This window comes from Pseudomonas sp. WS 5011 (assembly GCF_012985775.1).
Classification (GTDB): domain Bacteria; phylum Pseudomonadota; class Gammaproteobacteria; order Pseudomonadales; family Pseudomonadaceae; genus Aquipseudomonas; species Aquipseudomonas peli.
Map to the genome: position 1 here is coordinate 271,616 of NZ_JAAQXA010000001.1, position 14,371 is coordinate 285,986.

14 protein-coding genes are annotated in these 14,371 nt (G+C 63.3%); 1 reads left to right on the plus strand and 13 read right to left on the minus strand.

Annotated features, from left to right (window positions below):
• Positions 1-21 precede the first annotated feature (21 nt).
• Together HBN63_RS01300 and HBN63_RS01305 are read right to left on the minus strand one after the other, a co-directional pair.
• The gene (locus HBN63_RS01300; protein WP_170048090.1) at positions 22-1,074 is read right to left on the minus strand and encodes a Glu/Leu/Phe/Val dehydrogenase; all 1,053 of its coding nucleotides are present in this window, start codon (positions 1,072-1,074) and stop codon (positions 22-24) included.
• 81 nt (positions 1,075-1,155) lie between these two features.
• Positions 1,156-4,623, minus strand: a complete 3,468-nt coding sequence (locus HBN63_RS01305; RefSeq protein ID WP_170048091.1) for an indolepyruvate ferredoxin oxidoreductase family protein — start codon at positions 4,621-4,623, stop codon at positions 1,156-1,158.
• Positions 4,624-4,825: 202 nt separating this feature from the next.
• Here HBN63_RS01305 and HBN63_RS01310 point away from each other — a divergent pair, with 202 nt between their 5' ends.
• Entirely contained in the window at positions 4,826-5,293 is a 468-nt protein-coding gene (locus tag HBN63_RS01310; protein ID WP_160088079.1) for an Lrp/AsnC family transcriptional regulator, read from the plus strand.
• Positions 5,294-5,311: 18 nt separating this feature from the next.
• Here the strand turns inward: HBN63_RS01310 and HBN63_RS01315 are convergent, their stop codons facing one another.
• The 11 genes from HBN63_RS01315 to phnF are packed head-to-tail and all read right to left on the minus strand — an operon-like array spanning position 5,312 to position 14,349.
• Entirely contained in the window at positions 5,312-6,535 is a 1,224-nt protein-coding gene (locus tag HBN63_RS01315) for an MFS transporter (RefSeq protein WP_170048092.1), read from the minus strand.
• Entirely contained in the window at positions 6,532-7,296 is a 765-nt protein-coding gene (gene phnP / locus HBN63_RS01320) for a phosphonate metabolism protein PhnP (RefSeq protein WP_170048093.1), read from the minus strand. Before phnP ends, HBN63_RS01315 begins: the two co-directional genes overlap by 4 nt.
• Entirely contained in the window at positions 7,287-7,871 is a 585-nt protein-coding gene (gene phnN, locus HBN63_RS01325; protein WP_170048094.1) for a phosphonate metabolism protein/1,5-bisphosphokinase (PRPP-forming) PhnN, read from the minus strand. The genes phnP and phnN overlap by 10 nt, the downstream gene beginning before the upstream one ends.
• A complete protein-coding gene (locus HBN63_RS01330) occupies positions 7,871-9,016 on the minus strand; it encodes an alpha-D-ribose 1-methylphosphonate 5-triphosphate diphosphatase (RefSeq protein WP_170048095.1) in 1,146 nt (381 codons plus the stop codon). Before HBN63_RS01330 ends, phnN begins: the two co-directional genes overlap by 1 nt.
• Positions 9,006-9,719 carry a phosphonate C-P lyase system protein PhnL gene (gene phnL, locus HBN63_RS01335; RefSeq protein WP_170048096.1) on the minus strand — a complete coding sequence of 238 codons (714 nt, stop codon included), beginning with the start codon at positions 9,717-9,719 and terminating at the stop codon, positions 9,006-9,008. The genes HBN63_RS01330 and phnL overlap by 11 nt, the downstream gene beginning before the upstream one ends.
• A 52-nt stretch (positions 9,720-9,771) precedes the next feature.
• Positions 9,772-10,581, minus strand: a complete 810-nt coding sequence (phnK, locus tag HBN63_RS01340) for a phosphonate C-P lyase system protein PhnK (RefSeq protein ID WP_170048097.1) — start codon at positions 10,579-10,581, stop codon at positions 9,772-9,774.
• A complete protein-coding gene (locus HBN63_RS01345) occupies positions 10,578-11,456 on the minus strand; it encodes an alpha-D-ribose 1-methylphosphonate 5-phosphate C-P-lyase PhnJ (protein WP_170048098.1) in 879 nt (292 codons plus the stop codon). Before HBN63_RS01345 ends, phnK begins: the two co-directional genes overlap by 4 nt.
• Positions 11,453-12,544, minus strand: coding sequence for a carbon-phosphorus lyase complex subunit PhnI (locus HBN63_RS01350; RefSeq protein WP_170048099.1), 1,092 nt, complete (start codon positions 12,542-12,544; stop codon positions 11,453-11,455). Before HBN63_RS01350 ends, HBN63_RS01345 begins: the two co-directional genes overlap by 4 nt.
• Positions 12,544-13,155 (minus strand): phosphonate C-P lyase system protein PhnH, encoded by a 612-nt coding sequence (gene phnH / locus HBN63_RS01355; protein ID WP_170048100.1) that lies wholly within the window; start codon positions 13,153-13,155, stop codon positions 12,544-12,546. The genes HBN63_RS01350 and phnH overlap by 1 nt, the downstream gene beginning before the upstream one ends.
• Positions 13,155-13,631, minus strand: a complete 477-nt coding sequence (phnG, locus tag HBN63_RS01360) for a phosphonate C-P lyase system protein PhnG (protein WP_090251837.1) — start codon at positions 13,629-13,631, stop codon at positions 13,155-13,157. The genes phnH and phnG overlap by 1 nt, the downstream gene beginning before the upstream one ends.
• A 13-nt stretch (positions 13,632-13,644) precedes the next feature.
• Complete coding sequence (gene phnF, locus HBN63_RS01365; RefSeq protein WP_170048101.1) at positions 13,645-14,349, minus strand: phosphonate metabolism transcriptional regulator PhnF; 705 nt, start codon at positions 14,347-14,349, stop codon at positions 13,645-13,647.
• Between the last annotated feature and the right edge of the window lie 22 nt (positions 14,350-14,371).

Consider the following 14,371-nt stretch of genomic DNA (forward strand, 5'->3'; position numbering starts at 1 on the left):
GCGGGCTACGTTTAGCAGTTTTTAACGGCCGAATCGCTCTTCGGCCAGCTGGTCGGCGATTTCTAAGGTGGTTTTGCTCGCCGCATCGGCGCGCTGGAAGATCTGTTCCAGGGTCGCGCCGATGCCTTCGATATGCGCCTTAAGCTGTGCGGCGCTGCCGCCGGTGCGTTCGTAGCAGACATCGATAATGCCGCCGGCGTTGATCGCGTAATCCGGCGCGTACAGGCATTCGTTGCGGCGCAGGGTTTCCGCCAGGCTGGCATCGGCCAGTTGATTGTTGGCGGCCCCGGCAATAATCGGCGCGCGCAGGGCTTCCAAGGTTTGCTGGTTGATAATGCCGCCCATGGCGCATGGCGCGAATACATCGACATCCAGGCCGAAAATCGCCTGCTGGCTGACAGCGGTTGCGCCCAGTTGCTCGACCGCGCGACGCACATTGGCCTCGACAATATCGGTTACCCACAGCTCGGCGCCGGCGGCTTTCAGCTGACGCGCCAGGTCGAAGCCCACCTGCCCTACCCCTTGGATTGCCACTTTCAGACCCTGCAGATCATCACGACCCAGGCGGTGTTTGACCGCGGTCTGGATGCCGATAAACACCCCGTAAGCGGTGGACGGTGACGGATCGCCATTGCGCGTGCCGCCGGCGAAGGCTTCGCGCAGCTCGGCGCCGGATACGTGGCGCGTGCGCTCGGCCATGATCTGCATTTCCGCAACGCCGGTGCCGGAGTCGGCGGCGGTGATATAGCGGCCGCCGAGGCTGTCGACAAAGTCACCCATGGCCTGGAACAGCGCCGCGCTCTTGCCGGTATGCGGGTTGCCGATGATCACCGCTTTGCCGCCACCCAGCGGCAGGTTGGCCAGGGCCGATTTGTAGGTCATCCCGCGCGACAGACGCAGCACATCGCGCAGCGCTTCATCGTCATTGGCGTAGGGCCACATGCGGCAGCCGCCGAGGGCCGGGCCGAGGTTACTGTTGTGGATGGCGATAATCGCCTTCAGGCCGCTGGATTTGTCGTGGCCGAAGACCACCTGTTCGTGGTGGTCGAACTCGATATGGGAAAATACGGACATGGGGAGCCTCGTTTTTTTGTTGTAAGAGGTCGCCCTCTCCCGGTTAAGGGAGACGGTGAAGGTTATAAGTGTCTGGGGTGGTTAAGCGGCCGGCTCGAACAGCCGCACCGCCTGGATCTCGCTGACCAGCATGCGCGCCTTGAGCTGAGCCGCCTGCTCGCGGGCCTTGACCAGGCTGCGTTCCTTGACGTGACCATAACCGCGGATCTGCTCCGGCAACTCGGCCAGAGCCAGCGCCGTGCGGTAGTTGTCGGCGTTGAGTTCCTTGAGCAGGTACTCCAGGTTCTGCTCGTAGTCGTCGATCAGGTCCAGCTCCAGCTTGCGTTCGGCGCTGTAGCCAAACAGATCCAGCGGAGTGCCACGCAGGAACTTGAACTTGGCCAGCACACCGAAGGCCTTGAGCATCCAAGGGCCAAACTGACGCTTGCGTGGTTCGCCGGTGCTGGCATCCGGCTTGCTAAGCCAGGACGGTGCCAAGTGGAACTCCAGACGGTAATCGCCGCTGAACTGAGCCTCCAGCTGACGGATAAAGCTGCCGTCGCTGTACAGCCGCGCCACTTCGTACTCGTCCTTGTAAGCCAGCAGCTTGAAGTAGTAGCGCGCGACGGCCTTGCTCAGCGCCTGGTCAGCGCTCTTGTCGAGCTGCTGCACCCGCGCCACCTGCTCGCGGTAGCGCTCGGCGTAGGCGGCGTTCTGGTAGGCCGTCAGGCGGCTGACGCGGTCAGCGACGATTTCTTCCAGACTCTGGCAATGTGGCGCTTCGGCCACCTCAGGCTTGGCCAGACGCTCCACGGCGACCGCATCATGGGCGGCGCGACGGCCCCAGAGGAAGGCCTGCTGATTGAGCTGCACGGCCACGCCGTTAAGCTCGATGGCCTTGTTGATGGCTTCGGAGGAAACCGGCACCAGGCCCTTCTGATACGCGAAACCGAGCATAAACAGGTTGGTGGCGATGCTGTCGCCGAGCAGGCGCGTGGCCAGGCGGCTGGCATCGACAAAGTGGGTTTTGCTCGCACCAACAGCTTCGATCAGCGCCTCACGCATAGCTGCGCCGGGTACTTGAGCATCGGGGTTGCGGGTGAATTCGGCGGTGGCCGCTTCATGGCTGTTGACCACAGCATGGGCGATCTTGTCATTCAGCTTGGCCAGGGCCTCTTCGCTGGCGGCGACCACCAGATCGCAGCCCAACAGCAAGTCGGTCTCCCCGGCGGCGATGCGCACGGCGAAGATGTCGTCCTGCTTGGCGGCAATGCGGATATGGGTGATCACCGGGCCGAACTTCTGCGCCAGGCCAGCCTGATCAAGCACGCTGCAGCCCTTGCCTTCGATATGCGCAGCCATACCGAGCAATGCGCCGACAGTGGTTACACCACTGCCGCCGACACCCGGCAGTAGGATATTCCAGGGGCGATCCAGCGCGGGCTGACGCGGCTCCGGCAAAGCGATAAACAGCGCGCTCAGGCCCACGGCTTCCGGCTTGCGCAGGCTGCCGCCGTGCACGGTGACAAAGCTTGGGCAGAAGCCTTCAACGCAACTGAAATCCTTGTTGCAGGAGTTCTGGTCGATCTCGCGCTTGCGGCCCAGTTCGGTTTCCAGCGGCAGCACAGACAGGCAGTTGGACTTGACGCTGCAATCGCCACAACCCTCGCATACCGCCGGGTTAATAAAGGCACGCTTCTGCGGATCGACTAACTTGCCGCGCTTGCGCCGACGGCGTTTCTCGGTGGCGCAGGTCTGGTCATAGATGATCACCGAGCAGCCTTGGAACTCGCGCAGTTCGCGCTGCACGGCATCTAGGTCACGGCGATGGTGGAAGGTGACGATGGGTGCGAAAGTGTTGCGGGTCGGGTATTTCTCCGGCTCGTCGGTGACCAGGACAATGCGTTTCACCCCTTCGGCGTACACCTGCTGACTCAGCTGATCGACGCGCAGTTCGCCGTCGATGGGCTGGCCGCCGGTCATGGCCACGGCGTCGTTGTAGAGAATCTTGTAGGTGATATTCACCCCGGCAGCCACGGACGCGCGCAGGGCCAGCTGGCCGGAGTGGAAGTAGGTGCCGTCACCGAGGTTCTGGAAGATATGCGGGGTGTCGGTAAAGGGCGCCTGGCCAATCCAAGTCGCGCCCTCGCCGCCCATCTGGGTAAAGGTGTCGGTATTGCGGTCCATCCACTGGGTCATGTAGTGGCAACCGATACCGCCCTGGGCGCGGCTGCCTTCCGGCAGTTTGGTTGAGGTGTTGTGCGGGCAACCGGAGCAGAAATGCGGGGTGCGCACAGTGGTGTGCTTGGGCGCGGCCAGGGAGGCTTCCTTGGCCGCGAGAAAGGCCAGGCGCTCGTCGATGCTGGCGCTGCTGTAGATCGGCGCAAGGCGCTTGGCGATGGCGCGGGCGATCATCGCTGGCGTCAGTTCGGACAGGTTAGGCAGCAGCGAATGGCCGGCTTCGTCGAACTCGCCAACCACCACTGGGCGCTTACCGACGGGCCAGTTGTAGAGCTGACCGGTGAGCTGGTCTTCGATGATGCTGCGTTTTTCCTCGACCACCAGAATCTCGTCCAGGCCTTCGGCAAACTCATGCACCGACACCGGTTCCAGCGGCCAGCTCATACCGACCTTGAGCACACGCAAGCCCACCTGGGCGCACAGCGCTTCATCCAGACCGAGGTCATCCAGAGCCTGACGCACATCCAGATAGGACTTGCCGGTGGTGATAATGCCTAAGCGCGGGTTGGGCGAATCGAGCTTGATCTGGTTAAGGTTGTTGGCCAGCGCAAAGGCGCGGGCTGCGTAGATTTTGTAGGTATTAAGGCGCGCTTCCTGGGCCAGGGGTGGGTCCGGCCAGCGGATATACACGCCGTCTTCCGGCAGTTTGAAATCCTCGGGAATCTTCACCTGCATGCGCAGCGGATCAACATCCACCACGGCGGAGGAATCGACGTTCTCGGCGATGGTTTTCAGCGCCACCCAGCAACCGCTGTAACGCGACAGCTCCCAGCCGATGATGCCGTAATCGAGAATTTCCTGAACGTTGGCCGGGTTGAGCACCGGGATCGAGGCGGCGATAAAAGCATGCTCGCTCTGGTTGGCGATACTCGAAGACTTGCAGCCATGGTCGTCGCCAGCCAGCAGCAGCACGCCGCCATGCTCGGAAACGCCGGCCGAGTTGCCATGCTTGAACACATCACCGCAACGGTCCACACCCGGACCCTTGCCGTACCACATGGCGAACACGCCGTCGTAGCGCGCGCCGGGGAACAGGCTGGTCTGCTGGCTGCCCCACACCGAAGTGGCGGCCAACTCTTCGTTGACGCCCGGCTGGAAGTGGATGTGATTTTCTTTGAGGTACTGCTTGGCGTCCCACAGGCTCTTGTCGAGGTTGCCCAGGGGCGAGCCACGGTAGCCGGAAATAAAGCACGCGGTATTCAGGCCATGAGCTGCGTCGCGTTGCTTCTGCAGCATGGGCAGGCGGGTCAGCACCTGGGTGCCGGTCAGGTAGAGGTGACCGGTTGCAAGGCGGTACTTGTCATCCAGGCGGATCTCGGCCAGAGACATGGTGGTGCTCCTGTTATTTTTATCGAGAGCTGGGTTGGCAACGGTTAATGCCACCCTTTGTTAAGCCTAGTGCGGGATCACCCCACAAGGCGTATGGTCAAGAATATGACTGAGCAGTACGGAGATTTTCTTTCTATTTTCAGGATGAAAAGCCAATATTGCGCATGAACTTTCCAATAAATACAATAATTCAGGAACAATCATGCAGGACTTGCTCAGCCCCATTGATCGGAAAATTCTCCGCCTGCTGCAACACAACGCTGACCTCTCCGCCGCCGAGATCGCCGAAAAGGTGGAATTGTCACAATCGCCCTGCTGGCGGCGGATTCATCGCATGCAGGAAGACGGCATTATCGAGCGCAAGGTGGCCCTGCTCAGCCACAAGCAGCTGGGCTTCAGCATCACCGTGTTTGTCGATATCAAACTTTCAGCCCACGGGCGTAGCAACCTGGAAGAATTCGAGCGCGCCGTGGTCGGTTACCCCGAGGTGCTGGAGTGTTTCACCATGGCCGGCGGCTCGGATTACCTGCTCAAGGTGGTGGCCAAGGACATCGCCAGCTACGAACGCTTTCTGCGCGACCACCTGCTGCAACGCCCGCATGTGCACGAAGCGCACTCGCATATCGCCATGAGCGAGGTCAAACGCACCACCGAGTTGCCGCTGGATTAAGGCGCGGGATCGCCTTGCCTAAGCCGCCTCCGCACGCGGCTGGCGCAGGGCGCTTTCCGACTGCGCTTTGCCCGCCCACCACAATGCCAGCGGGCCGAGCAGCAATAGCAGGCCCATCAGGGCAAACGCGGCCCACCAGCCGAGCAGACTCTTGTCACCCAGCACATCCAGGCTGATGCCAAACAGCAGCGGGCCGAGAAAGGCGCCGCTAAAGCCGGTGCAGGAATACAGCGCCATGGCCGCACCACGGTGGCTGGCGGGCGCGACTTCGATCAACCCTGCTGTCAGCGATGACGAATCGGCGGTGACGGCGATGCTGTAGAGCAGTACCAGCACCAGCATCAGCCAGAACGGCAAGGCCGCACTCAGGCCAATCAACAGCGCCAGCATGGCCGAGCAGAGCATCACCGCGATCAGCCAGCGCTGCCGGCCAAAACGCAGCGCCAGCTCGTTGCCGAAGATGCTCGCGGGCATGCCGATCAGGGTCACCAGCATCGCCACCCAGGTGCCCGACAGCCAGGGATCGCTGCCCTGCAATTGCCCGGAGAACACCACAAAAGCCACCACCCAGGCGCGCAGGGCAAACAGCTCAAGGTTATGCACCGCATAGGCCAGGCAGTAGGCTGCCACCGCGCGGCTTTTCAGCGGGGCAAGGTCCAGCAGCTTGCGCGGCGCATGCTGCACCACCGCTTTTGGCTGCAAGCCCCAATAGACCATGGCCCAGGCCAGCAAGGCGCAGATGCCACTGAGCAGAGTCGGCAACTGCCAACCGCCGAACTTGGCCAGCTCGCCGGCGAGGATAAACGACAGCGCCGTGCCCAAACCGAAGCTCGCGGTATAGAACGCCACCGCGCGCGACTGCGCCGGCCCTTCGATCCGTTCGGACAGCGCCTTGAGCCCCGGCATATAGGTGCCCGCCAAACCGACGCCCGCCAGCACTCGCCAGGCCAGGGCCGACCAGAAACCATCGGCAAAGACAAAGCCTGCATTGGCCACGGCAGTCAGCAGCATCGCCGCCAGATAAATCAGCCGCGCATCGTATTTGTCGGTCAGCCCGGTGAGAACCGGCACCGCGACCATATAGCCAAGAAAGAATCCGCCACCGATCCAGCCTGCTTGAGTATTGGAGAGCCCCCATAGCGCCTGAAAGTCCGGCAGCAAGGCGGCAAACAAAGCAAAGCCAGCCATGCCCAGGGTTTCCGCACCACATAGCAGCAGAGTGATGCAGCGGGCGTTATTCATAACATCAGTCCGTCAAAGGCCAGGCTTACACCAGCCGGCAAGGCACCGGGGTTATCCAGCAACCAGGCGTCGAAGCTATGGCCGATATGGGTCAGCACGGTTTCTCTGGGCTGCAACTGCTCCACCACCTCCAGCGCGCGGGTCAGGTCGTTGTGGTTGCGCGGTGCGATGGGCTGCGGTGCGGTGGAACAGTCCAGCACCAGCAGATCCAGCGGCTGCTGGCGCAGCACCTCGGCGCTGGCGTCCGGCAAGCCGAGGGTGTCTGTCAGATAGGCGATACGCCGCTGTTCACCACTCGCCGTTAAGCCTTGCAGTAGATAACCAAAGGTCGGTTTGGAGTGATTAAGCGGCAGCGCCGTGACGCTTAACTCACCCAGTTGCCGCCGCTCGAAGGCGGCAAACGGCTGGCTGAAATCGAGAATACCGGGGTGCTTGTACAGGTCGGCCAAGCCTTCTGGATCATCCGGGCCATGCACCGGAATAATCAGCCCCTGACCCCAGCGCAGGTGCAGCAAGCCCTGAGCGTGATCGGCGTGGTAATGGGTTTGCAGAATGCCGCTCAGGCTATGGGGCGGGAAGCGCTCGCACAAATCGGTCAGCCCCGAGTCGATCAGCCAGCGCTGCGCGCCGCATTCTATCAGCGCGCAACAGGGGCCACGGCGCCGCGCGGGGTAAACCCGCGCGCTGTCGCAGGCCGCGCAGCTGCAGTTGTACACAGGCACCTGACGGGCATCGCCGGTGCCGAGCAGGGTCAGGCGCATGCGCGCGCATCGCTAAGCAGTTGCAGCAACTGGGTGACGGTCTGGTCGAGCGGGCCGGAGTTATTCAACAAGCATTGCGATTCGCCTTCGTCGCTATCCCCCGCCACCGTGGCAGAAGGAAGTTGCAGTTCGCGGCTGCGCGCTAGGCGGGCCTCGATCTGCTCGGCGCTTTCCCGTCCGCGCGCTTGCAGGCGCTGGCGTAGGGCTGCTTCATCCACCTGCAGGAGAATCGCCAGCAGTTCGGGATAACGTTCGCGTGCATTAGGCAGATAGCCGCGCGAACCATTCACCAGCACGTCCTGCCCAGCCGCCAGCCAGTCGTCGATCTGCCGGGGAATGCCATAGGCCAGGCCGTTGGCGCGCCAGCTCAGGGCAAAGGCGCCGGCGGCTTCCTGCTGATCGAACTCGGCAGGCGACACACCAATGGCGTCCTCGCCCACCGCTTCCGCCGAGCGGGTGATGATCCGCCGGACGATCACACAACCCCGTTCGGCCAAGCGCTCACGCGCGGCATTCAGCAGGCTGTCCTTGCCCGAGCCCGAAGGCCCCATCAGATAGATCAACCGGCCACTCATCAGAACACCCTTTTCGCTTGTCGCCAGACTTGCTGGATCACCGCCTGGCCCGCATGCACCTGCGCCTGCACCAGGTCGGCACGCAGGCCGACGCGGATTTCGCCGCGATCATGCAGCCCCGCCGCCTGTGCCGGCACGCGGCTGACGGTGGCAATCGCTCGCGGCAGATCATAGCCGTTGTCCTGCCCGGCCAGCAGCAAAGCGGCCTGCAGCAGACTGGCCGGGTAGTAGTCGCTGGAGAGGATATCCAGCACACCCTGCTGAGCCAGTTCAGCGGCGGCGATATTGCCCGAGTGCGAACCACCGCGCACGATATTCGGCGCGCCCATCAGCACCTTCAGGCCCAGCTCGTGGCTGGCCTTGGCGGCTTCCAGGGTGGTGGGAAATTCGGCGATGGACATGCCGAAACCCGCCGACTCCTGCACATGGGCCAGGGTGGCGTCATCGTGGCTGGCCACAGAAATACCACGGGCCTGGCAGTCGGCCACAATGCTGCGGCGCTGACGGTCGCTGTACTGCCGCGAGTTACCCACCTGCTCGACGATAAAGGCATCCATCTCCGCTTCGCTGAGGTGGTACTTGCCCATGTAGTACTCGCGGTATTTGTCTTCCTTGGCGAACTGGCGCTGGCCCGGCGCGTGGTCCATCACCGAGACCAGCTGCACCAGCGGATGCTCGACCAGATCGCGAAACACCGCGAGGGTCTCCGGATGGCAGACCTCGCAGCGCAAGTGCAGACGGTGATCGGCGCGCATATGCCCAGCCGCTGCGGCTGAAGCAATCGCTTCGAGCATCGCTGGCAATTGCTGCATGCGTTTGCCGCGCGGGTTGACGTCGCCAATTGCCAAGGCATCGAACACCGTGGTGATGCCCGCCGAAGCGATCTGCGCATCGTGGGTCAGAACCGCCGAAGCCGATGGCCAATCCACCCCCGGCCGTGGGCTCATGTATTTTTCCAGGTTGTCAGTGTGCAACTCGACCAGGCCGGGCAGCAGGTAATCACCGTTCAAATTCTGCGCCTGGGGCAAGCCGCTAACGCCCTCTTCTACCTGGGCAATCAGCCCGTCACGCAGCACCAGGGTGCCGACAAACTCCTGCTCGGCGGTGATGACCCGCGCGTTGGTAAGAATCTGTTCAACCGGCATATACGTACTCCTGCTGCGCCGCAGCGCTCATATCAAGGTAACGATCGGCCACCGCCTCACGGGCAGCGCGATCGTGGAAGATGCCGATCAGCGCGCTACCGGCGGCCTTGGCTTCATCGATCAGTTCCAGCACCACCTGGCGGTTGGCGTCGTCCAGGGAGGCCGTGGGTTCATCCAGCAGCATCAACGGCCAGGCGACCATAAAACCGCGGGCAATATTCACCCGCTGCTGCTCGCCGCCCGAGAAGGTGCCGGGGGCCAGCTGCCACAGGGCTTGGGGGATATTCAGGCGGCTGAGCAGGCTTTTCGCCCGCGCTTCGGCATCGGCCTTGCTCCAGCCACGGGCCAGGGCCGGGTCCATCACCACATCCAGGGTCGACACACGGGGAATCACCCGCAAAAACTGGCTGACATAGCCCAGGGTCTGCCGGCGCACCGCCAGCACCTGGCGCGGTTCTGCGCCGACCAACTCAACCCATTCGCCGTTGTGCAACATACGAATGCTGCCGCCAGCGGCCAGGTAGTTGCCGTACAGGGTGCGCAGCAAGGTCGACTTGCCAGCACCGGATTGCCCGTGCAGCACCAGGCACTCGCCGGCGCGCACGCTGAAATGCAGCCCGCTCAACACATTCAGCACCACGCCGTGCTGCTGATGCAGGGTGAAGGTCTTGCTGAGGCCGGAGACCTCGATAAGCGTATTCATGATTGACCTCATATTGACCGGCAGCCCGCATGCAATCCGGGCCGCACACACGTCATGGCTGCAGGACAGACGACACCAGCAACTGCGAATAGGGATGCTGCGGGTCATCGAGAATCTGGTCGGTGAGACCGGCCTCGACCACATGGGAGCGGCGCATCACCATCAGCCGGTCCGCCAGCAAGCGCGCCACGGCCAGGTCGTGGGTGACGATCACCACCGCCAGGTCCAGCTCGCGCACCAGGCCGCGCAACAGGTCGAGCAGACGAGCCTGCACCGACACGTCGAGGCCGCCAGTGGGCTCGTCCATAAAGATCAGCCGTGGGCTGGACACCAGGTTGCGGGCGATCTGCAAGCGCTGCTGCATGCCGCCGGAGAAGGTGCGCGGCAGGTCGTCGATGCGCAGTGGGTCAATCTCCACCTGTTTCAGCCAGTCGATACCGGCCGCGCGCAGCTCGCCGTAATGGCGCACACCCTGAGCCATCAGCCGCTCGCCGATATTGGCTCCGGCTGACACGCCCATGCGCAGACCATCACGCGGGTTCTGCTCGACAAAACCCCACTCAGTACGCAGCAGCGTGCGGCGCTGCGCCTCGCTGGCGCTGTACAGATCAACCCAGTTACCGGATGTGTCGCGATAACTGACCGTGCCGCGATCCGGCGGGCAGCGCCCGGAAAGCAGGCTGAGCAGGGTCGACTTGCCCGAACCGGACTCGCCGACGATGCCCAGCACTTCACCCGGATACAGATCAAACGACACGCCCTGACAGCCCTTCTCCAGGCCGTACAGGCGAGTCAGGTCACGCACGCTGAACAGCGGCTGCGCCGTGTCGGTGTGCAGGTGCATTTTCTCGGCAGCACTCATTGCTCGCCCTCCTCTTCAAGGTCACGGCGTTGCATGCAGTAATCGGTGTCGGAGCAGACAAAACGTTTACTGCCGGCGTCGTCGACGATCAGCTCGTCGAGGTAGGAATCCTGGCTGCCACAGAAGGCGCAGCATTCGTCCCAACGCTGGATCTCGAATGGGTGATCTTCGAAGTCCAGACTCACCACCCGAGTAAACGGCGGCACGGCATACAGGCGCTTCTCGCGGCCAGCGCCGAACAGCATCAACGCCGGACTCATATGCAGCTTGGGGTTGTCGAATTTGGGGATCGGCGATGGATCCATCACGTAGCGCTCATCCACCGTCACCGGGTAGGCGTAGCTGGTGGCGATATGGCCGAAGGTGGCGATGTCCTCGTACAGCTTCACGTGCATCACGCCGTAGTCTTCCAGCGCATGCATGGTGCGAGTCTCGGTTTCCGAGGGCTCGATAAAGCGCAGCGGCTCAGGGATCGGCACTTGATAGACCATGATCTGATCGCCGCTTAGCGCAGTTTCCGGAATCCGGTGACGGGTCTGAATCACCGTCGCCTCGGGCGTGCGGGTGGTGGTTTTGACGCCGGCGGTGCGGGCGAAGAAGCGGCGGATCGACACCGCGTTGGTGGTGTCATCTGCGCCTTGGTCGATCACCTTGAGCACGTCATCGGCACCGAGAATCGCGGCGGTCAGCTGCATGCCGCCGGTGCCCCAGCCATAGGGCAGCGGCATCTCGCGGCCACCGAACGGCACCTGATAACCGGGAACCGCGACAGCCTTGAGCAGGCCACGGCGGATCATTCTTTTGGTTTGCTCATCTAGGTAGGCAAAGTTGTAGCCGACCTCAGTTGCGTACTGTGTTTGGGCCTGGGCATTCATGCGCGTTGCTCCTCGGCGGCGGGCTGTTCGCTGGCCTGCTTGCGCAGTTTGCGGATCAGCTCCAGCTCGGATTGGAAGTCGACGTAGTGCGGCAATTTCAGGTGCGAGACGAAGCCGGCGGCCTCAACGTTGTCGCAGTGCATCAGCACGAACTCTTCCTGCTGCGCCGGACCTTCGACCTCCTCGTTGTACTCCGCCGCACGCAGCGAACGGTCGACCAGGGCCATGCCCATGGCCTTGCGCTCGGCATAGCCAAAGGCCAGGCCGTAACCACGGGTGAACTGCGCCTGCTCGGCACTCTCACCAACGAACTGGTTGACCATTTCGCACTCGGTCACCTCGATATCGCCCAGCGGCACGGCGAAGCCGAGTTCTTCCGGCTCCAGCCAGACCTCGACCTCGCCGATGCGAATCTCCCCGGCAAAGGGGTGATTGCGCCCGTAGCCGCGCTGGGTGGAATAGCCCAGCGCTAACAGGAAGCCTTCATCCCCTCGGGCCAGGGCCTGCAGGCGCTGGGCGCGGCTGGCGGGAAAATCCAGCGGCTCGCGGGTGATATCCGCCACCGCTGCGCCATCATCGGCCTCGCGGGCCATCAAGCCTTCGTCGGCGAGAAAATCCAGCACCCGTGGGCACGGCGACAGTTCAGCCTGCGGATCAACTTGCGGCCCAGGCTGTACGCCCTCGGCCAGCAGGGCAAAATCCAGCAGGCGGTGGCTGTAGTCAAACGTCGGGCCGAGCAGCTGGCCGCCGGGCAGGTCCTTGAAGGTCGCCGAGATGCGCCGGCTCAGCTGCATCTGCGTGGTGTCCAGCGCGGCGCTGGCACCAAAGCGCGGCAGCGTGGTGCGGTAGGCGCGCAGCAGGAATATCGCTTCCATCAGGTCACCGGCCGCCTGCTTGATCGCCAGTGCTGCCAGTTGCGGGTCGTACAGTGAGCCTTCGCTCATCACGCGGGCGACGGCCAGCGGCATCTGCTCGCGCACCTGCTCGACACTGAGTTCAGGTATGGACGTATCACCACGGCGCTTTTTCGCCAGCAGTAAATGGGCATTGTCGATGGCGCGTTCGCCACCTTTAACCGCGACGTACATCAGGCAGCCTCCTCGGCATTGAGCAGCACACGGGTGCTGCGCGGCAGGCCGATGACCTGCTCACCAGCGGCGAAGAAGGCATCCAGGCCACGGGGAAACGCACTGCGTGCCTGGCGCTGCTGCCAGAACACCGCCGGCAGCGGCAACTCGACGCAGCGCACGTCCTTGATGCCCGGCCCACGCCAGCGCAGCGCGTCACCATTACTGAGGGCGTCGAGCTGGATCAGCAGAGTGCAGGACTGGTCCGGGTAGCGCTCGCTGCCATTGTCGAAATCCGACAGGTCCGTCAGCTCGCTTTCATCGAGCAGGGCAAACAGCGCCAGTTCGCGTTCGGCGACAATCGGGCAGCCGCAGTGAAAGGCCAGGTTGGCGCGGATCGCCGGGGTGTCGAAACGCGGCGCCAGCCACAGCGGCGTGTCGCCATCGAGAAACGCCAGGCACAGGGCGTAAGTAGCCGGTTGCAGGTTTTCCAGAGCCAGGGCGCGGTTAAGCGGTTGTATCAGGCCTGGCTCAGCCAGCGCCTTGAGGGCGCTGCGAAAGCTGGTCTGCGCATCCAGCACCGGGTCATTGAAGGCCGGTTGCAGCCATTGCGAGCTATTCGCCGCGTTCATCAGTCTTCTCCTCTGACCAGAGTAAAAAATTCCACCTGAGTGGTGGCGGTTTCAGCGGCCTTGGCCGCCTGTTGGGCATGCTGTGCAGCTGCCAGGGGTTCGATCAGGCGGCTCAGCCAGTGCGGCTGTTCACTGCCCTGCAAATGCGCGTCGGCCAGAGCCGCCAGTTCGGCATGCTGCTTGTCGCGCCCGGCCACGTAGCTGTAACCGGTGCGGCCATCGGCCAGGCGCACCACACAGCGGGTCACGCTCATCTCGCCGAGGTTGAACGGGCTGCCGGTGCCGCCCATGCGCCCGCGTACCAGGGTCATGCCAATTTCCGGGGCGCGGATCAGGCGGTAGTCGGCTTCCTTCAACGCCGACTCGTAGGTCGCCAGTTGGCCACCGGCGCGGGCGAGTACACCCATCCAGCGCTGGCGAATGGCGATCTGCGGATCGCTGTGCAGCAGGTTGCTTTGCGGTCGTGCGCGGTTCATCAACGAGCCTCCATCAAAGGGCGAGCTGGTACTGGAAACGGTCGGCGCGGCTGGTCGATAACGACAGCTCCACCGGCCGGCCGGCCAGATCGCGGGAAAGGGTTTGTACGCTCAGCAGCGGCGCGTGGCGGGGCATCAGCAGGCGCGCAGCCTCGTCACGGCTGGGCAGGCGTGCGCCGATCAGACTGAAGGTGCGCGTCAGCGGCAGTCCGCGCTGGCTGAGGTACTGGCGCAGCGAACCACCCTGGTAGTCGGCCAGCAGATCGCTATGTTCGGTGCTGAAGGCATGCCGAATCAGGCTGACCGGCTGGCCTTCAATCAGGCGCAGGGTGCTCAGCTCCAGCAGTTGCGCACCACTGGGCAGTTGCAGGTACTCACGCTCCTCGCAACCGGCCGGGCGCAGGCGACTTTCCAGAAGCTGCGCTTCGACTTTGTGACCAAGCGCCGAAAGCGAAGCGCTGTAGGCACTGCCAGCCTGCATCGGATAAATCAGCGGCTTGGCCAACACCCGCGTGCCCTTGCCCTGCTGGCGCAGCAGGCGGCCTTCAAGTACCAGCTCATCCACCGCGCGGCGCAGGGTGTGGCGGTTGACGGCAAAGCGCGCGGCCAACTGCACCTCGGCCGGCAGGTAATCGCCAGGGCTCATGCGCTGCAGCTCATCGCGCAGCACAGCAGCCAGTTCGCGGTACAGCGGCTCAGGTTGTCTAGACAAGTGCATGGCTAATAAAGGGCATCCGCAG